The organism is Fusicatenibacter saccharivorans (assembly GCF_015557635.1).
In the GTDB taxonomy this organism is placed as follows: Bacteria; Bacillota; Clostridia; order Lachnospirales; family Lachnospiraceae; genus Fusicatenibacter; species Fusicatenibacter saccharivorans.
Genome location: NZ_JADNOP010000003.1, coordinates 183,023 through 203,022, shown reverse-complemented (window position 1 = coordinate 203,022; position 20,000 = coordinate 183,023). Strand labels below are relative to the sequence as shown.

Sequence of the window (20,000 nt, the reverse complement as noted above, 5' to 3'; positions counted from 1 at the left end):
ACTTGAACCCACACGATCTTGCGACCACAGGCACCTGAAGCCTGCGCGTCTGCCAATTCCGCCACTCCTGCATTTCTTGTCTTGCGGCTCTCATGTGCCGTTCAACAAAACATATATTACCAGATGATTCCGAATCTGTCAACAGCTTTTTTCAAATTTTTTCAAAAAATTTCAAATTTTCTTTTTTGCCCCGAAAAGCCCGCCATCCGCAGGGCTTTTCGGGAGATCCTGCATCACCTGGACTCCCGGCAGGAAATTGCCGTCAGCAGCGCAATTCCGAAGAAAATACAGAAATCAGAAACATTGAACACAAGTCTGCGGAACTTCTCCGGTCCAAACCGGAAGCTGACATAGTCGGTCACGTAACCTCTCTTATGCCGGTCATACCAGTTCGACATGCCGCCGCCAATCGTAAGCGCAAGCCCAAGCTTCTTCGCCTTACACTTACGTCTGCCCGCCAGCGCTCCGAGACGCGCCCACAGTCCGGACAGCAAAAAGAAGGTGAGAATTTCCACCTTCTTCGTGCTGTCCGCGAAGCCGCCGCCCGCTACGCCGCGGTTATGACATTTCCGCAGGACAATATGTCCTTTACAGACCGGGATCTGCTCATTTTCCTTTAACTCCTCTTCTGCCTTCTTTTTCAGGCATCCGTCTGCAAGGAAAACCGCTCCCGGCAGCAGGGTCCAGATCATTCCTCTTCCGGTACCTCTGCTTCTTTTTCAGGCTCTTCTTCCGGCTCTTCTTCCGGCGCTGCCGCTTCGGTTTCTTCTGCTTTTTCTTCCGGTTCTACGTGTACAAACTCGGCATCCTCCGGCTCTTCTTCCTTCTCCGGCATAGCAGCACCGCAGCGCATGCAGAAAGCTGCATCTTTCGGAACACTTGCGCCGCAGGCCGGGCATACGATGCGGCCTCTCTTGTTTGCCACGTCTTCCCTGCAGTCTGCAATCTCTTTTTCCAGATCGGTGATATCTTTGCAGATGCCGGCAAGATTCTCGTCGAATGCTTCGCCGTTCAGATAGCGGTTGTAGATGATCTGTCCGATATCCTGGTAATTCTTCTCAATCTGATCCTCAAGCGCATGCTGACGGGTGCGGATCTTCTGAATTTCTACGAATTCATCTGTTTTCTTTCCCACAGTATCCACTGTTTTTTTCAGTGTTTTACTTAAATTTCCAAAAAAATCCTCTGCCATAGTTAAAACCCTCTCTTTCTTATCTCTTATTTCAAGAAAACGCCAGTTTCACGTCTGCTCCGCTGTGTTTTCCAGTTACCTTATTTCTGCTCTAACTTTGGAACTTCCTGACCGCGCAGGAGAATCGTCGGCCCGCCGGTCTTTTCAATATAGTCTTTTGTGATGATAACCTCTCCGATGCTGCTGTCCTTTGGAATCTCATACATGATATCCAGCATGAAATCCTCGATGATCGAACGGAGTGCTCTCGCACCGGTATCTTTTTCCAGCGCTTTTCTTGCAATAGAGCGAAGTGCATCATCATCAAATTCCAGTTTCACCTCGTCGAGTTCGAGCAGTCTCTTATACTGCTTCAGGATCGCATTTTTCGGTTCTTTTAAGATCTCGACCAGCATATCCTCATTGAGACTCTCCAGCGTAAATACGATCGGCAGACGGCCAAGGAACTCCGGCACCATACCGAAAGTCCGAAGGTCTTCTAAGGTCACCTGTGACAGCAGGTTCTTATCCCCATCATACTTGTCCTTCAGATCCGCCTGGAAGCCAATGGAAGCTGTCTTGTTCAGACGCTCCTTGATGATGTCCGTCAGATCCGGGAAGGCACCGCCGCAGATAAAGAGAATGTTTCTGGTATTGACGGTCTCGAGCGGAACCATCGCATTTTTGCTGTTGGCTCCCACCGGAACTTCGATATCGCTGCCCTCGAGGAGCTTCAGCATTCCCTGCTGTACGGCTTCTCCGCTGACGTCTCTCTGGTTTGTATTTTTCTTTTTCGCAATCTTGTCGATCTCGTCAATGAAGATGATACCGTGCTCCGCGCGCTCCACATCGTTGTCTGCGGCCGCTAAAAGCTTAGATACCACGCTTTCAATATCATCACCGATATAACCCGCTTCGGTAAGGGATGTGGCGTCCGTGATGGCAAGCGGCACATCTAAGAGGCGTGCCAGTGTCTGCACCAGATACGTTTTTCCGGAACCGGTCGGTCCGATCATCAGCATGTTGGATTTTTCGATCTCGATATTTCCGTCCTGCGGTGCAAAGACACGTTTGTAATGGTTGTAAACGGCAACCGACATGACTTTCTTTGCACGGTCCTGGCCGATGACGTATTCGTCAAGCATCGCCTTGATCCGGTGCGGCGGCGGAATGTCCTTGATGGAAAATTCTTTTGTTTTCTTCTTTTCTTCTTTTTTCTTTACCCGCTGCCGGTTCGGGATCTGGTTGGAAAGCCCGGAGAGATCGAGCATGCCGATATTCGGCATGTTGTTCATATTATTCATCATCTCATTGATCTGGCCCGGGTTCTGGTTCATGGCATCAAAGCTCTTCTGCATGCAGTCCGGGCAGATATTGATGTTTCCCGGAAGGGTAATCATCTTTCCGGCTTTGCTCTCCGGTCTGCGGCACATGAAGCAGACTTTTTCATAGGTATCTTCTGTATGATGGTCAGAGCTTTTTGTTTCCGCCTTCGTTTCGTCCGCGGTACCGTCCACTCTGTCTTTCTCTTCTGACATGATTTTTCAAATTCCTTTCTGTAATAGATCGCTTGGTCTAGCTTGATTATAGCCCAAAAGCCATAGGGTCACAAGTAAAAACTTTCTTAAAAATTACCAACTTTTTTAAGAATTTTACAAATTCAAAAAATTATATCAAAAAATGCAGAAAAAGGCGGACAGCCAGGCGTTCATATTCCTGTGCTGTCCGTCTTTTTTCTCTTAGGAAATAGTTATTTCGAGTTTTTATCTGTTGCCAAACGGATTCTGAATACCCTGGTCATTCTGATCGGAGCTTCCGGTTCCATCGTTTGTGGTTCCGTTGCTGCTTCCGCTCGTCTGCGGCATATCTGCTGCAGAGCCAAGGGTCAACGTCAGTGTTACTTCTTTGTACTCACCGTTGTCCGCACGCTGTACGGTGACATCTACGGTCTCGCCTGCCGCATAATAGGTCAGTGTCTCTTTTAAGCCTTTGGCGTTCGAGATGCTTCTTCCATCAAACGTGGTGATAACATCGCCTTTCTTGAAGCCCGCATCGGCTGCCGGGTTGCCGTCCACAACGCTCATGATGCAGACACCGGTCGGAATACCGTAGTTCTGGGAAACATCTGCGCTGACATCCGCCATGTTGATTCCGATATAAGCGGCCTTATCATCGCTGACTTTGTATCTTGTTGTCAGGTTCATCAGGTTCTGCAGAATCGGCTCCGCTTTCGAAATCGGGATCGCAAAGCCCATGCCCTCGACCTGTGTGGAGCTGTATTTTGCTTCGTTAATGCCGATCAGCTCACCGTTCATGTTCAGAAGGGCGCCGCCGCTGTTTCCAGGGTTGATGGCTGCATCGGTCTGGATCAGTCCCTCAGAAGTAATCGTCTCGCCGGTACTCTCATCCTGACTGGAGATCGTACGGTCTTTTGCACTGATATATCCGCTCGTCAGGGACTGGCCGGTTCCCAGTGCATTTCCGATTGCCACAACCTGATCACCGACCTCAAGGTCATCGGAATTTCCCATCACGGCAATTTTGATCTGGCTCTTTGTCTCGTCCTTGATGTCGGAAAGTTTTACTGCAACAACAGCAAGGTCATTGTCCGCATCGGTACCTTTGATCTGGCCTTCTACCGTCTCATCGTCGATAAAGCTGACGGAAAGAGACGTTGCACCGCTGACAACGTGGTTGTTTGTCGCAATCAGGAGCTCATCGTCGTTCTGTCCGACAATAACTCCGGTTCCGCTTGCAGGAACTTCCTGGCTTGTGGTTCCGAAGAATGTCTCAACTTCTTCCACCGTTGTCGTAGAAATTGCTACCAGAGACGGCATCGCACTCGATGCAACATCTTTCACGGACATCTCGCCGGTTGCTTTTACGGTATCGGAGGTATCACTGCTGTCTGCTGCCGTTGTTGTGGTGGTCGTCGGAATTGTAACTTCCTGCTTCTGCTCTGTTGCTGTACCGATCACTTTCGTACCGACTGCTGCAGTCCCAATGAAAACACCGCCTGCCACGAGTCCGAAGCACGCTGCCATGGCAAGTGTCATGCCCCATTTTTTTGCGGCTGACATTGGTTTTTTCGCTTTCTTTTTGTGATCCTGCGGCTGCGGAACGGCAGAAAACTGTGGTTTTTCCTGCTTCGGAGCACTCTGTGTCTGTGACTGGTACTGATAATGTTCTGTCTTTGCAGAAGATGTCCGCTCTGCCTTTGCCTCCGACGGGTCCGGTTCTCCGGTGTAGGAAGCGCTGTTATTCTCCTCGCCGGTCTTTCCGCTGATTTTCGGATTCACCCAGCTGTAGGTTGTCGTTTTCTTTTCTTCCGCCTTCGGCGCTTCTGCGGTTTCCTGCGGTTTTTCCGTCTCTGCTGCACTCTGCTCTGCTGTCGTTTCTGCTTTTACTTCTTCTGTATGCTCTGCAGCTTTGGTTTTCTCTGCTGCCTCACCATTTATTTCTTCTTTTTTGAATTCTTCACTCATGGCTGATCCCTCTTTCTCTTTTCTATCTCAGGCACCAATACACAGTGCTCTTATTTCTTTCTTCATTTTCTACTGCCTATTGTACGTTAGAATTGTGTTGAAACTGTGATAATTTTGAAAAAAGAGGAATTTTATGCTGCGGTTTTTATTCTACCGTAACCGATTTCGCCAAGTTTCTCGGTTTATCCACATCGAGGCCTCTGCCGATCGATACGTAGTAGCCAAAGAGCTGCAGCGGAATGATCGCCAGGGAGTTTGCAAAAATCGGATTTGTCTCCGGCAGGTAAACTACGTAGTCGGCTACTTTTTCCACTTCTGTATTGCCAACGGTCGTTACCGCCATGACAAACGCGCCTCGTGTCTTCACTTCCTGAATATTGCTGATCGTTTTCTTGTAGAGCTCCGGCTGGGTCAGCACGGCTACGACAAGGCGTCCGTCCTCAATCAGGGAAATGGTTCCGTGTTTCAGCTCACCGGCTGCATACGCCTCGGAGTGGATGTAGGAAATCTCTTTCAGCTTCAGGGAGCCCTCCATCGAGATTGCATAGTCGATGCCGCGTCCGATGAAAAAGACGTGTTCTGCCGCAAGATAACGGTTGGCAAAACGCTGTACGTTCTCCTTATGGGACAGCAGCAGGGAAATCTGCTCCGGCAGGCGCTCAAGGCTCTGGATCATCGCATCGAAGTCATTCTGCGAAACGGTTCCGCGTACTTTGGCAAACTTCATCGCCAGAAGGTACTGCGCGATAAGCTGTGTGCTGTACGCTTTCGTTGTCGCAACAGCGATCTCCGGACCGGCCCAGGTGTACATGACATTGTCTGCCTCTCTTGCAATCGAACTTCCAACTACGTTTACGATGCCAAGGGTACGCACGCCCTTTTCTTTTGCAAGGCGGAGAGCCGCGAGGGTATCGGCCGTCTCACCCGACTGGCTGACGATGACCACGAGCGTATTTTCCGGCAGAATCGGATCACGGTAGCGGAATTCGCTTGCCAGATCTACCTCAACCGGGATTCTTGCCAGCTTTTCGAAGATGTATTTTGAGGTTACACCGGTGTGGTATGCGGAACCGCAGGCAACGATAAAGATTTTGCGGATCGCGCGGATCTCCTCATCGGTCATGCCGAGTTCTTCGATCACAACATCACCGTTCTTAATACGCGGCGTCAGGGTATCTTTTACGGCTTTTGGCTGCTCATGCATCTCTTTCAGCATGAAATGCTCATAGCCGCCTTTTTCTGCCGCATTCATATCCCAGTCGATGTGGGTTGCCTCTTTCTCCAGCTCCTCCTCGTCAATATTGTAGAAGTGAAGGCCATCGCGGGTCAGTTTCACGATCTCCTCATTTTCCAGAAAATAGACATCTCTTGTATATTTCAGGACAGCCGGAACATCCGATGCGATCAGATTGCCCTCCGGGCTCGTTCCTACAATCAGCGGGCTGTCTTTGCGGACCGCATAAACCTCATCCGGGTGATCGCGGAACATGATGCCAAGGCCATAGGATCCCTCCATGCGGTGCATGACTTTTGAAATAGCATCGAGCGGATCGCCTTTATAATAGTAATCCAGCATATGGGCAATGACCTCGGTGTCGGTCTCAGACAAAAATTCGTATCCCTTTCCGGCCAGTTTTTTCTTCAGTTTCAGATAGTTCTCAATGATGCCGTTGTGTACGACGACGATCGAATGATCGTGGTTAAAGTGCGGATGCGCGTTCAGATCGGACGGAACACCGTGGGTTGCCCATCTGGTGTGGCCGATGCCGACGGTTCCCGGAAGGGTTGCGCCGTCCTGTGTCAGCTCCTCAAGTACTTTCAGGCGTCCTACCGCTTTTTCCATCCGGATTTTTTCTCCGTCATAGACAGCAATTCCGGCCGAGTCGTATCCGCGGTATTCCAGCTTTGCCAGTCCGTCCAGCAGTACCGGGGCAGCCTGGTGAGTTCCAATATATCCAACAATTCCACACATAGATTTTGTCCTCCTAACAGTAAAAGGCGGCACCCTTGTTCTATTTTCAAGTTATGCCGCCTCTTCGCTTCTTGTTCTTTACACTTTTACCACGCTGCCCCGTTCCTTGTCAACCTTATGGAGCATTTCGTATTTACTTACAAAAACTTTCCAATTTTGTTTTTTACTTTCATTTATTTTTGTTTGTGCTTTTTTCTTCTCTTTCCGTGATACTCCCACCACATCTTGTTGGACGTACACCAGCGGATCACGCCGTCCGGAAGACTCTGATAGCGCTTTCCAAGGAAATATCCCACATACTTGAACCCGCTCTGGAAAAACAGTGTCGCAAGCAGCCATGGTTTATGAATCCTGCAGACATAAGCCGCCGATTTTTTCACCATGCGGATGCCCTCTCCCTCCGACGGATACGCATCGAAAATCTCCGGATGCTGTGCCTGGGACACGCCGAGATCAAAATTGCGGTGAAGCTGCGCCATGCAGCCGTAATTGTGGGAATGCACCACTTTTGCATCCGCCGCATAGGCAATTGCATAGCCTGCCTGCACGAGATGGCCCGCATAGATCATATCCTCATTGAACAGCGTGCTCTTCACGAAGCCGCCCAGTTCCTCATACGTTTCGCGGTCATACATTGCGCAGACGTTGGAACAGAAAAATGTTTTGACGCCGAGTTTCGGAAGATCGCCCGCATCCTTGATATCGCTCTCTTCCGGATAATTAAACCCTCTCGTAAACCGCTCGAGCGTACGGCAGTCCTCGCGCGGAAGCTGCCGTGCATACGCCGCTTTCACATGCGGCAGCGAAAATTTTTCCACCAGATGTTCCACGCACTCGTTATCGTACGGCATGGCATCCTGGGTCATAAAAAGCAGAAGGTCCGCATCGGAACTCTCCGCCATCGCCCTTCTTGTTCCGCCGTGGTCGAACTCGCTTGGCTGGATATGCTCCACCATAATCTTGTCTGAAAGCTGCTCCCACGCCGGATTCCAGAACTTTTTCCCCGTATTCACGACCCGGATCGAACGGATCGGGTAAGTCTGTTTTAAAAGGCGGGGCAGAAGTTCTGCGAACTCCTGCCCTGGTTTATACGTTGGTATCATGACATCAACGGTATATTGACTCATCTTGTCGTATTCTCCCTGTATTTTAATCTCCTGCTACCACAGAATCTGTTGCAGCGCCCGGTCCCTGATTCAGTACATACTCAATCATGCTGTCATCGTAGCCGCTCTTTCTTGCAATGTAATCGCTGTATTCTGTTACAGCCGCCGACGGATCATAGCCAAGAGACGGATACAGATAGGCATGCAGCTCCTTTACATTGTGCTCCAGCGTAACCGGAATTACAACATCAACGCCAAGTGCACTTTCTACATTTTCTCCATAACACAGCTGGAACGGATACGCGTACGATGTTCCCATTTTATACGTTACCGCATGCATGCCAAGCTCCAGAATTTCGCTTTTGGTAAGACTGGTGCTGACATTTCCCATAACTTTATCCAGAATTTCCGGAATCTTCGTCGGATTCTGTTTGATCTTCTGTACCATTAGATTAATAACGATACGCTGACGGCTCGTACGTTTTGCATCATCACCGCCGCCGTAACGGATTCGTGCATATGAGGTGGCAAGTGCGCCGCTGACATGGCGGACTTCCGTATAATCATCTCCAAGATCCTCATCGTACGGGATCGCCTCATATTCCACACCCTGTGCCTCGGATACTTCTCTGTTGTAATTGTTTGCATGAACGCATTCTGCATTTGACATTTCAATATCAAGTCCGCCCAAAACATCAATTGCATCGGCAAGTGCTTTAAAGTTTACCGTAACGTAATCCGTCAGTGCAAGGTCGAGGTTCGTATTCAGCATGGAAAGCATACTCTCCGGGCCGCCGCGGTTATAAGCGGAATTTGCCTTGTCGAACTCGTAATATTCATCCGTATATTTTGCCATGTTCATCCAGGTATCACGCATAATCGACACCATACGGATTTCCTGATTGTCGTGGTCAATACAGCACAGGATAATCGTATCACTGTTCATACTTTCTGCCAGATCAGAGCCCTCCACACCTCTGGCATCCACGCCGACCAGCGCGATCACCTGTGTGCCGGACATCTGTGAAAGTTCGGTGTTCGCTTTGACTTCACTGTTGATCTGAATCTGAGAACTGTCCAGCGTATCCTGATTCATCTTGTCCATCGAACGGTTGATCCATGCATAGACAAACAGAATTCCGGAAAGGATCAGCAGTACTGCAATTTCAATTCCGAAAATAATTTTTCTCCGGCGCATCTTTTTATATCTTCTGCTCTTTTTATAATTTTTCTTCGACATCTCTTTTCCCCTTATCTTTTAGTAAGCGTTTTTATTCACAAATCCTTTGAAAAAGGTCAGGAACAGAATTTTAAAATCAAGTCCCAGTGTCCAGTTTTCAATATAATACAGATCACAGTCAATACGCTTGCGGATGGAAGTGTCCCCACGGTATCCATTCACCTGCGCCCATCCTGTAAGACCGGGACGCACTTGATGTTTTACCATATAACGTGGGATTTCCTCCCGGAATTTTTCTACAAAGAAAGGTCGCTCCGGCCGCGGTCCGACCAGGCTCATATCTCCTTTTAAGATGTTAAAGAGCTGTGGAAGCTCATCAATGCTGGTATGGCGCATGAATTTTCCAAATCCCGTCACACGCGGGTCATTCTTCACGGTCCATGCCTTCTTTTCTTTCTCCTCCGTCTGAACTTCCATCGAACGGAACTTGTACATTTCAAACGGTTTGTTGTGCAGCCCGACACGTGTCTGCCGGTAGATCAGCGGACCCGGCGAGGTCAGTTTGATCATAAGGCACGAAAACAGCATCACCGGCGAGAACAGAACAATCGCCACGAGCGCGCCGAAAATATCCACAATCCGTTTCAGCATCGCGTTGAACGTATTGGAAAGCGGAACATAGCGGATATTAACAACCGGAAGTCCCTGCAGGTCTTCGGTATACGGTTTTGTCGGAATGATGTTGTGGTAATCCGGTACAAACTGGGTATGTACACCGGATTTTTCGCACATGGCAACAATCTCTTCCAGGCGGAAGTATTCGTTCAGCCCAAGGGTAATGGCAATTTCATCCAGTTTGTTTTCCGGCAGAATGACCGAAAGATTATTAATTCTTCCAAGGACCTTGACGCCGCGGTACATCGTTCCCGCTTTGACATGGTCGTCAAGGATTCCGCGGACCAGATACCCCCACTCCGGGTTTGCAATGATCCGGTCGATGTATTCCTCGGTCGCACGGCTGTAGCCGACCATCAGAATCTGTTTCTGGTTGCGGCCATGCTTCCACATATTACTTAAGATATAGTGGATCAGATTTCTTACGATGGTTTCCAGCGTTACGTTCAGCACAAAGAAGATACAGAGCATACCACGGGAAAAATGGACCTGGCGCACCATGTAAAGACTTGCCAGCCAGACCAGAAATCCAACCGTATTCGCTTTTAAAATATTGGCAAATTCCAGGCGTCTTCCCTGAAAACGCTTGGATGCATAGAGATTGAATGCATAGTAGAGCAGCAGATAGCCGGGTACGATATAGAGCAATGCCATCATATACGTCGCCGGCGGCAGAATTCCCCTCTCAGGATGATTGTTCATAACGCCGAGCCGCACATAGCAGTACCAGGACAGTACGTAGGAAAGTGCAAGTACCAGGGCATCGATCAGAACGTGCATCCGGTCAAAATATTTCTGATTATCGTTAATCAAATTCGTTCACCTTATCTGTTTTTTTCGGGTTTCAAAAATTCCCTACCCTTAACTATACAATAAGTTCCAAAAAAGAGCAATCATATTTTTCTAACATTCTTCTTATTTCCGTAAAATTATTAACTTTTTCGTAATCTTTTGAAAAGATCCTTATGCCCGCTCCAGAAATCTCCGGAATACATTGATAAAAAGCTCCCATTCGATAACCAGATATGTCCAAAGGCGTTTCCACTGAAAGCGGATCTTTTTTGCCTTGTTTTCCGGCTTTCTGCAGATGGAAAAGCCATTCTTGATTCCCGCCAGATATTCTTTTCCGTATCCCTTCGATGCAAAGAATACCAGTTTTGCCGAAAATCCAAGGATAAAGGCCGGCAGATTAAACAGGATCTGCAGAACCGGCATGTTTTTATAGATCAGGTAAATATTATTCCGGGATGAATAGCGGATCTTAAAGAGATTATACCGGGAACCGCTCGTTCCGCTTCCGACGTGATAAACTTTTGCCGACGACTCGTACCAGTTCTCGTAGCCTAAAAGCCGCGCACGGTAGCCGATGTCGGTATCCTCCAGGTAAGCAAAATGTTCTTCGTCAAAAAGCCCGGTCTTTTCCAGAAATTCCCGGCGGTAGATCGCCGCTCCGGCGCAGGCTGCAAAAATCCGGTCGGACGTTTCAAATTCACTGACCGGTTTTCCTTTGCCTCTTGCGAACGCCCATCCCAGCATATTATAGTAATTTCCCGCATCGTCGATTTTATCACGCTCCTGATAGGAAATCAGCTTTGCACTGCATGCAAACGCATTCTTTCTTTTACAGATTCCCTCATAGAGGCGCTCGACAAAATCCGGGAACACTTCGGTGTCGTTGTTTAAAAGAATCACATACGGCTCTGTCGACCGGCGGATGCCTTCGTTGACCGCACGGCTGAAGCCATAGTTATCATCGAGCTGGATGATTTTCGTCTCCGGGTAGTGTTCCCGCAGAAACGCACAACTCTCATCCTGTGAACCATTGTCCACGAAATATGTGGTAAATTCCGTAAAGGTCTGCTTTGCAAGCGCTGCAAAGCACGTCTCCAGATACCGGTATCCATTATAATTTGGTATTACAACTGCTACTTTGTCCATGGTTTTACTCCCCTGCCGTCGGCACGCAGTCCATAGTTCCACGATGCCAGCGTTAAATTTGGATTGTAGCAGGGATCTCCTGCCTTTAACAGCCCAATCCAGCGGCTGCGCATAAATTCGATTTCCGACTGGAAGCGGCGCACCTTCTTCTCGTCATCCTCTGCTCCCCTGGATTTCGATTCATAATGGTACAGCTCCACGTGCGGATTGTATACGATTTTATAACCTGCTTTTCCAATGCGCAGGCACAGATCAACATCATTGAAAGCAACGGACAGTTCTTCTTCAAAGCCGCCGACCTCCTCAAAGACCTCTTTTTTCATCATCATGCACGCTGCTGTCACCGCACTCACATTCATCTGGAGCGATGCCTTATGCAGGTAGCCGCTTCTTCCGCGCGCCAGTCCTAAAAAGGCGTGGCCCGCAATGCCGCCGATACCGATGATGATACCCGCATGCTGCACCGTGTTGTCCGGGTAATACAGCTTCGCGCCGACCGCCCCGATCTGCGGTCTCTGCAGATTGGACACCATCTTTTCCATAAAATCGGGTGTGATAACTTCCATATCGTTATTCAGAAACAGGAGATACTCTCCTTTTGCTTCTTTTACGCCGAAATTATTAATCGCAGAATAGTTGAAGCCCTGTTCTGGATACTTCAGAACACGGATTCCCTGCGCTTCAAGCTCTTTATAATAGGAAAATGTTGCTTCCTCTGTACTGTTGTTCTCAATGATCAGAATCTCGTACGATGGATACGTACACTTCTTTTGGATCGATTCCAGACAGGTGCGTAACGTATCGGCCTGATCCTTGTTCGGGATCAGAATCGAAACCAGAGGCGTTCCCCGCAGTTTATAATCCACATCATAGAAACCATAATCCGAACGCAGTGTGACGGTTCCCTCTTCGCCGCAGCGCGCAAGGTTTCCCTCAATTGCTTTTTTACCTGCCTCATACGCATACAGCTTGCTTGCCGGATTGTCCGCGGTGGAAGCGCTGTGGACCCTCCAGTGATATAAAACTCTCGGAATGTGTACAATTTTTCCCGCCATTTCCGTGCAGCGGAAGATATAATCATAATCCTGCGCCCCATTGTATTCCGGACGAAGGCCGCCGGTTTTCTCCGCAATCTCCCGCCGTACAACGAAGAAATGGCAGATATAATTGTTTGACCGCAGCAGATCCAGATTGAAATCCGGTTTGAAATGCGGCTGGAAATACTCGGACAGATCGGTCCGTACCTTGTCCTCATCGGTATAGAAAACATCGATGGACGGATCTTTTTCCAGACGGATGGCAATTTCAAAGAGCGCATCCGGCGCAAGCAGATCGTCGTGATCCATAAAACCGACGAAATCTCCCGCTGCGGCGGCAAGCGCTGCATTTGTATTCTCTGCAATGCCGATATTTTCCGGAATCGGAACGTTCTTTACGCGCGGATCTTTTCCGGTATATTCTTTCAGGATGCGCGCCATAGTCTCATCCTCCGGGCTGGCATTTCCGATCACCAGTTCCCAGTTTTCATAACTCTGTTTTTCCAGGGATTCGATCATCTGACGCAGAAAAATTTCCGGCGTACGGTAAGCCGGAACAACAACGCTGATCTTCGGACAATAAGAAAATTTATGATTTTTCTGACGCGCCAGGTCCTCCTCTTTTGCGCAGTACTGCTCCCGCCACGGTCCGTACGGAACCTCCTCCGGCTCCATCCGCTCCGAAAGACGGATCAGGAATTCCTTTGGGCCATAATGTTTCAGGTAACGCAGTCCCTTCTGTATGTTGTAAGGTTTCAATTTCCGTATAAAACGGAGCCATTTCATATCTGACACTTTTTTTAACTCCTTGGGGTTTTTGTTTTTCAGGTTTTTTGTTTTTTCCGTATGAACTCGTTCGCATTATACTCTATTTTACTGCATTTTGCAAATACCGACTGAAAATATTAAGAATTTATGTGTTTCTTCCCTGCTCGCTTTATGTTATAATAATAAAAGTGTGTCTAATACATTTTAGAGAGATCCGCTGCCCGGACAGTCTTATGCAGCTGTACCCGCTGGATCAGAAGGAGTGAGTTATGATTAGAAAGAATTCTGCAGCCCGCACATTTTTATGCCTGTTGCTTGCTTTTGTTTTTGCCGCGTCCTGCCTCCCGCAGACGATTTTTGCCACAACCGATAAAAAAACAGTCACCACCTGGCCCGAAGGACCGGAAAACAATTCCGGCGCTGTCTGTTTACTCGATGCCGATACTGGGGCTGTTTTATACGATAAAAACATGGACGAGCAGCGCTATCCTGCCAGCATCACCAAGATTCTGACGGCTCTGCTGATCATTGAAAACAAGCAGATGACCGACACCGTTACCTTCGGCGAACATGCTGTCAGCGAATCCATTCCGGGAAATGCCCGCATCAACGTTCAGCTTGGCGAAACGATCACAGTGGAGGATGCTCTTCACGCGATTCTTCTTGCCTCGGCAAATGAGGTCTGCACACAGCTTGCCATCGACATTGCCGGAAGCGAGGAAGGTTTCGCCGCCATGATGAACGAACGCGCCGCTGCACTTGGTTGCACGAATACCCATTTTGTCAATGCAAACGGTCTGCCAGATCCGAACCACTACACCAGTGCACACGATATGGCACTCATTATGCAGGAGTGCATCAAAAACGAGACCTTCTGCCGCATCGAGTCCGATCTGACCTACACAATTCAGCCGACCAATATGACCTCGACACCGCGTGATCTTCAGAACCACCACGCATTGCTGTTCCAGGACGGTCAGTGGGGATACAAGGGTGCTTTCGCCGGAAAGACCGGTTATACCGATGAGGCACACAACACACTCGTTACCGCTGCCAAGCGAGGCAATATGACGCTGGTCTGCGTTGTTTTAACCTGTGATAACCTCGATTATATCAACGATACCCGTACCGTACTTGATTTCGGTTATGATAATTTTACACATTATACCCTGAAGAACGCAAAAAAGGAAATTCTTTCCGGTGTGGTAACGCTTCCAAAGAATGCGAAAATTGAAACTGCAACCTACACCGATCCGGACGGCGCTTCCGTTGAGGAACCGTACACCCGCCAGTATTTTTTCGATGATCACTTCATCGGAACAGCCGAGGTTTCCGCTCCAGGTACTGTTTCCGACAGTTCTTCGGTTTCCTCCGATTCATCAGAAGAAACCGACAGCACAGATATTCCAACACCGGAAGAAACCAAGAAAATTTCTTTTCTCTCCACACTGCTCTATATTCTGCTTGGCCTGAACGGTGTCGCTTTTCTGATTCTGATCATTGTCGTGATCAACAACGCGAGAAAGAGACGGAAACGCAGAAACAGACGCCGCAATAACCGAAACAAACGGCACTGATCTTCTAATTTATAAGCAATCAGGACCTCCCGTCCAACGGGTGATCCTGATTCAAGAGTTCGACGGAAGTCGAACTTTCCTATAAGAAGTAAAGAATGGCATCGAAAACGCAACCGATTTCGATGCCATTTGGGTATAAAGCAGAGCTACCGCCAGAAATATTTGCTAGTGCGACAGCCCTTTTTGTTGCTTATTTATTTTCCAAGATACTGTTCTAAAATCTGTGGTTCGATTCTTTTCCAGTTTCTTTCCTTTACCGTCTCTTCTGCTCCCGTATCCAGTTTTTTCCTCAGTTCCGCATCTGTCAGAATACGCTCAATCGCCGCTTTTGCCTCCGCGAGATTTCCCTGCGGATAGAGAATACAGTTTTCCCCATCTTTCAGGTATTCCAGATTGCCACCGTTCGGCACAGCAACGACGTAGCCGCCGGACGCCATCATCTCAAGCGGCGGATAGGAAAAGCTCTCCAGCAGGCTTGTTTTCAGCAGGATATCACACGCCGCATAGACTTCCGGTGTTTTTTCATACGGAACCCGGTGTAAAAAGCGGTCCACGCGGTACCAGGATTTCGGATTTCCATTGTAGGACATGTACCAGATCTCGAATTTTTCCAGATCCAGCTGTTCCACGATACGGAAGCTCTCGTCCACGTTTTTATGCTCCGCGCTGCAGTCTCCCTCGATCAGAATCCGAATTTTTCCCTGCAGATCCCGCCCCCGTTTCGGATAGAAGGACGGATCGATGCCGTTCGGAAGATAGACTGCTTCGGTATGGTATTCCTCCCGCAGCCAGTTCTGACACCATTTGGAAATGGTTACGTACTCCATCGGGCTCCTCATCCGGTAAGTCGCCGAAGTTGCGATCCGGTACGGGCTTCCCGGCGGATAAAATCCAACTTCAAAATTCTGCACCAGATATTTTTTCTTTCGGATCTTACTGGACTGTTCGACGAACTCTGCGGTATTCCACATCGTCGCTACCGCAAGATCCAGCGTTCCCTGCAGTTTCTCTCGCTCGGCCGACAGCACCGGAAAATGGAAATCACCCTCATGATACCACTCCGCCTCCCCTTCCAGAGTAAAGAGGCTGACCTGCGCTCCTGCTTTTACCAGCATTTCCGCATGAAGAAGTGCAACGCGGATGCCTCCGCTGATCTCCATCGCTGGAAGCACAAAGGCACAGCGTAGATTCCAGTGGCGCTCCACCCACTCGCAAATCCCGGTGGCATGAAAGATTGTGACACACTCGCGGCTGCACCGGCCATATGCCCGTCCGGCAATGGCTTTTCGTGCCGGTTCGTCGTCGATCAGCCACTGCAGTTTTTCCAACCACTCCGCTTCGTCTCGGCAGAGTACGCCGTCTTCTCCATCCTGTACCATCTCAGCAAAAGCGCCGAGATTGCTGGCTGCTGTCACGGTCTGCACCAGAGCCGCTTCCACCCATTTATTTTCCGATTTCGCACGGTTAAAAATCGTATCGGTAAGCGGAGCCAAGTTGATATCCACCGACGCAATCCGCTCCGGCAGTTTTTGGTAATCGACAAATCCCTCCATCTGGATCTGGGAAGCAAACAGTTTCAGCTCCACCGGGAGTTCCAGAATTCCCACGATGAGGAGTTCCAGGTTCGGATTTTTGCCAAGCAGCTGTTTCAGCACCGGAACGATCATCTCGATGTCGTCCAGATGCGTCGCACTGCCGCTGAAATAGCCAAGGCGTACTTTTTTCGCCGTTCCATCTGCTTCGTTCTTTTTCTGTTTTTCTTTTAACACCGCCTCGGACAGTAGCAGCATCTCATCTGACGCACAGTTGCGGTTGATCAGCACCTCCGGTACGTACTGCTTCAGTTCTTCTGCCAGCGCCGCTGTCGTCGTAACCGCCGCATCACAGAGGGAAAGCAGCTCGCCCATGTTTCGGACATTCTGATCGTATGCCTGCCGTTCTTCCGGCTGCATCCGGTCGAGAAACGGAATCTGATCGGTGTATTTCGTATCGATCACAAGATCATCCACATCGTACCACAGAGGCTTGTTCATCTGCTTTGCCATTGTGGCAAATTCCCGCAGGGTGTCCGTCATCGGGCAGCGGAAAATCACGAACGCGCCGTAGCAGCGTACCATCCAGGGCTTCAGCTCCTGAAAATAAACCGTATCACACGTATATCCGCCTGCCTCCAGCTGCTCCATCTGATGCACCACGCGGTACCGGTGTGGATGCGGCAGCTGTTCATTGCAGCCACTGATAAAGAGAATATCCCGGTAGACCCGGGATTTTTCTCTCTGAAACTCTTTTTCTTTTTTTGCCCGCGCAAGGTACCCTTTCGTACGCCCAGCCAGACCGCCGATTCCTTCTTCTGCAACAGCTTTTTTTAATTTTGCTGTCAGCACTGAAATTTTTTCCAAACGTTTCACCGCTTTCTTTCTCTGTTCCGCTTACCGCAATCCGTAGTAGTTCTGCAAGTACATCGGATAGATGATTCTCGCCCAAGTGAATGCCGCTAATGCCGCTGCCGCCACACAGACCAGAATACAGAACAATTTTTCATACTTCTGTAGTTTTTTCTCCCGTTTCAGGAACGCCTGCACACCCTTCGTCACGAAATACATCAGCGGAATCAGCATCGGCATGCTGTATCGTCCCTGCGGCTGAAAATCAGAGCTGTAGGAATAATATGCATTCAGATAGTTTGGAATCAGCAGTGCAAACACATTTGCCCAGGTAAACCATCCTGTTTTACTCCATTTTCTCTTTGTTTTACCAGCAATCGCCGTCTGTGTGCCATCGGCATTCCAGAAGAAAAAGTCTCTCTGGCAACAGTTCCGCATCAGAATGAGGCCGATGCCAAGACAGCAGAGGTATGGAACAATAATCATTTTGGAAAGATAAATCCTATTATAGCCAAAAGCACCGACAAAGCTGTACAGCACTGTCACAAGCCAGTCATGCTCCAGATAAACTGGTCTGTAGAAGATCATACATAGCATGGAGTCGCCTTTTTTCTGGAATGTTTTGCTGTTCGATGGCTTGTACTTAGCTCTCGCATACAGTTCCGCACACGCACTCGATGTCTCTCTTCCCAGAAAATCCCCGTGATAGAGAATTGCATTTCGAATAAACCACCACAAAGCAATGACACAGACGATCACAAGAATAAAAAGACCTTTCTGGATCATCTCTTTCCAACGCTCTTTTGGTGCCTTTTCCTGATCGGTCAGCATCGTTCCCACAAAGAAGAAAAATGTCGTCAGGATAAATCCATACGCATTGTAATACGACAGGAAACAAAGACCCATTCCAATGGCAGACACTGCACAAGTTGTCCAGTTCCATCCTTCCTTATACGCCTTGACCCAGGAATAAAAAATAATAGCCGTTGAACACATGGCGAGCGCATCGCAGTTGACGTAAGAATACAGAATCACATTTCCCGGCAGAAAGACAACCAGTGCGGTAAACATCCATGCATACCGCCTCGGAAACAACAATTTTGCTGCCTTCAACACAACCCATGCCATCAACGCTCCAAGCAGTACATTAACAAACCGGGCGGAAAGCAGCAGCATCCATTCATTTGTTGTAAAAAGACTCATGCCTTTCATCAGAACGGCTGATGCCATGTAAGAAAGGATGGGATTAAACGCATAGGAGGTTCCCCAGTCCTCATTCCGGATCAGTGGATCATCTCCGCGCGGAAGACTTCCGTGTTCATAGATAAACTGTGCAATCTGATAGCGCATTGATTCATCCGCCGAAAAATTGTATCGCTGCGTACAGGACCATAAAAAGTAAAACAGGAATACACCGAACACAAACAGAATTTCTATTCTGTGTTCTCTGCTCACATCCTTACTGCAGTTTTTTCTCATCTTCCTCAATTCCCTTTAACATGCTTGCATAAACTTTTTCTGCTTCTTTGTACCAGGAGGTTCCCTTTACGAAATCCATTCCCTTTTTGCGGATTGTAGCCAGCTCATCCGGGTGGTTGAAGTAATATTCCATTCTGTCTGCGATCTGGATCGGATCATAGTCAACCAGAATGGAGTTTTCCTCATTTACCATCCAGCTGCTGTTTGCACCCTTGGAGCAGACAGCGACCGAGTTGCAGGCCATAACCTCGAACGGTACGAGGGAAAGGTTGGTATTCGAAATAACAAGGCACATATCACAGATCGCATAGGAATCTGCCAGCACCTGCGGTGTTACGATACCTAAATTTCTGTGTTTGAACGGAATCTCATAGCCGCTGACATCCCATCCCGCGAAAACAACCTCGATCTCTGGCATTCTGCGGCACAGCTCATTGAGTGCCAGCATACCGAGCTCGAAATCACGTCTCGGGGTAACCGGGCGCGCATAGAAAAAGACTCTCTTTTCGTTGTCCGGTTTTTCTTTCGGCTGATATACTTTGTCATCGTAGGAGAAATGGAAGCTGTCTGCCTGCATGCCGTACTCATTTCTCATGATGTCTCTTAACCAATCACCTGCAGTGATTCCGCGGAATCCCATCTTATAGGTGTTCTCAGCAAATTCATACTCGGAACCGTGTGCATAGAAATGCGGCTCGAAATCCTGTACGAAGTAAAACTTCGAAATCGTATTCTGGAATTTTCTTACGTAGTAAGCGGTGGTCCAGGAGGTTGCTACGGTTGCATGTGCAAATTTCATCTGGGATACATCGCAGTAAACTTCTACTTCCGGCACAAGAAGCGGGAAGTACTCTTTTAGGAATTTTCGGATGGACGCATTATCCTGAAAATTCGGGGACATGTAGAGATAAACTCTACTGTGGAAACCGAGGCGCTCCAGGTTGGAAATAAAACGGAAAATGGTGGTATGACCGCCGGAACCAGGTCCCATTTCCGGTACAACCCAATTCAGGATCTTTTTCTTGTCGTTTTTATGTTTCTCATACTCTTTTTGATTGAACGGGATCGGATCGTTGTCTACGACAAATCTGTAAAATCCGATGACGTTGTTCTTCGGCGGTACAGCCGGCTCATTGCCCTGTTTTGCGCGCTCAATCGTTTCTTTTAATCCATGATTCTTCAGATACCGTAACGCACGGTATGCTACATTTGGTTTTTTCACGTTTCT

General features: G+C 48.6%; 14 protein-coding genes. 1 reads left to right on the top strand and 13 read right to left on the bottom strand.

Going from position 1 to position 20,000, the window contains the following annotated elements:
* Positions 1–233: 233 nt before the first annotated feature.
* The 10 genes from I2G42_RS04065 to I2G42_RS04020 form a co-directional block, all read right to left on the bottom strand.
* The gene (locus tag I2G42_RS04065) at positions 234–692 is read right to left on the bottom strand and encodes a signal peptidase II (protein ID WP_055265361.1); all 459 of its coding nucleotides are present in this window, start codon (positions 690–692) and stop codon (positions 234–236) included.
* Complete coding sequence (locus tag I2G42_RS04060; RefSeq protein ID WP_055265359.1) at positions 689–1,192, bottom strand: zinc-ribbon domain-containing protein; 504 nt, start codon at positions 1,190–1,192, stop codon at positions 689–691. The genes I2G42_RS04065 and I2G42_RS04060 overlap by 4 nt, the downstream gene beginning before the upstream one ends.
* An 80-nt stretch (positions 1,193–1,272) precedes the next feature.
* A complete protein-coding gene (gene clpX / locus I2G42_RS04055) occupies positions 1,273–2,709 on the bottom strand; it encodes an ATP-dependent Clp protease ATP-binding subunit ClpX (protein WP_118600514.1) in 1,437 nt (478 codons plus the stop codon).
* A 225-nt stretch (positions 2,710–2,934) separates the two neighbouring features.
* Positions 2,935–4,656: a S1C family serine protease gene (locus I2G42_RS04050; RefSeq protein WP_195530757.1), complete on the bottom strand. Its 1,722-nt coding sequence runs from the start codon at positions 4,654–4,656 to the stop codon at positions 2,935–2,937.
* A gap of 145 nt (positions 4,657–4,801) precedes the next feature.
* On the bottom strand, positions 4,802–6,628 hold the full coding sequence (gene glmS, locus I2G42_RS04045) for a glutamine--fructose-6-phosphate transaminase (isomerizing) (RefSeq protein ID WP_195530756.1): 1,827 nt from the start codon (positions 6,626–6,628) through the stop codon (positions 4,802–4,804).
* Positions 6,629–6,801: 173 nt separating this feature from the next.
* Complete coding sequence (locus tag I2G42_RS04040) at positions 6,802–7,755, bottom strand: glycosyltransferase family 2 protein (RefSeq protein ID WP_055227554.1); 954 nt, start codon at positions 7,753–7,755, stop codon at positions 6,802–6,804.
* Between the two features lie 22 nt (positions 7,756–7,777).
* A complete protein-coding gene (locus I2G42_RS04035; protein ID WP_055227555.1) occupies positions 7,778–8,974 on the bottom strand; it encodes an LCP family protein in 1,197 nt (398 codons plus the stop codon).
* A gap of 18 nt (positions 8,975–8,992) precedes the next feature.
* On the bottom strand, positions 8,993–10,402 hold the full coding sequence (locus I2G42_RS04030) for an undecaprenyl-phosphate glucose phosphotransferase (RefSeq protein WP_055227556.1): 1,410 nt from the start codon (positions 10,400–10,402) through the stop codon (positions 8,993–8,995).
* Between the two features lie 150 nt (positions 10,403–10,552).
* Positions 10,553–11,527, bottom strand: coding sequence for a glycosyltransferase family 2 protein (locus I2G42_RS04025; protein WP_055227558.1), 975 nt, complete (start codon positions 11,525–11,527; stop codon positions 10,553–10,555).
* Positions 11,515–13,350: a glycosyltransferase family 2 protein gene (locus I2G42_RS04020; protein WP_055227687.1), complete on the bottom strand. Its 1,836-nt coding sequence runs from the start codon at positions 13,348–13,350 to the stop codon at positions 11,515–11,517. Before I2G42_RS04020 ends, I2G42_RS04025 begins: the two co-directional genes overlap by 13 nt.
* 251 nt (positions 13,351–13,601) lie before the next feature.
* Here I2G42_RS04020 and I2G42_RS04015 point away from each other — a divergent pair, with 251 nt between their 5' ends.
* Complete coding sequence (locus I2G42_RS04015) at positions 13,602–14,909, top strand: D-alanyl-D-alanine carboxypeptidase family protein (RefSeq protein WP_055219405.1); 1,308 nt, start codon at positions 13,602–13,604, stop codon at positions 14,907–14,909.
* A 194-nt stretch (positions 14,910–15,103) separates the two neighbouring features.
* Here the strand turns inward: I2G42_RS04015 and I2G42_RS04010 are convergent, their stop codons facing one another.
* From I2G42_RS04010 to I2G42_RS04000, 3 genes are read right to left on the bottom strand one after another with little or no spacing between them, the layout of a single operon-like run.
* A complete protein-coding gene (locus tag I2G42_RS04010; RefSeq protein ID WP_416388226.1) occupies positions 15,104–17,317 on the bottom strand; it encodes a glycosyltransferase in 2,214 nt (737 codons plus the stop codon).
* Between the two features lie 21 nt (positions 17,318–17,338).
* Entirely contained in the window at positions 17,339–18,772 is a 1,434-nt protein-coding gene (locus I2G42_RS04005; protein WP_022462973.1) for an ArnT family glycosyltransferase, read from the bottom strand.
* Entirely contained in the window at positions 18,753–19,994 is a 1,242-nt protein-coding gene (locus I2G42_RS04000) for a rhamnosyltransferase WsaF family glycosyltransferase (protein ID WP_022462974.1), read from the bottom strand. Before I2G42_RS04000 ends, I2G42_RS04005 begins: the two co-directional genes overlap by 20 nt.
* Positions 19,995–20,000 lie beyond the last annotated feature (6 nt).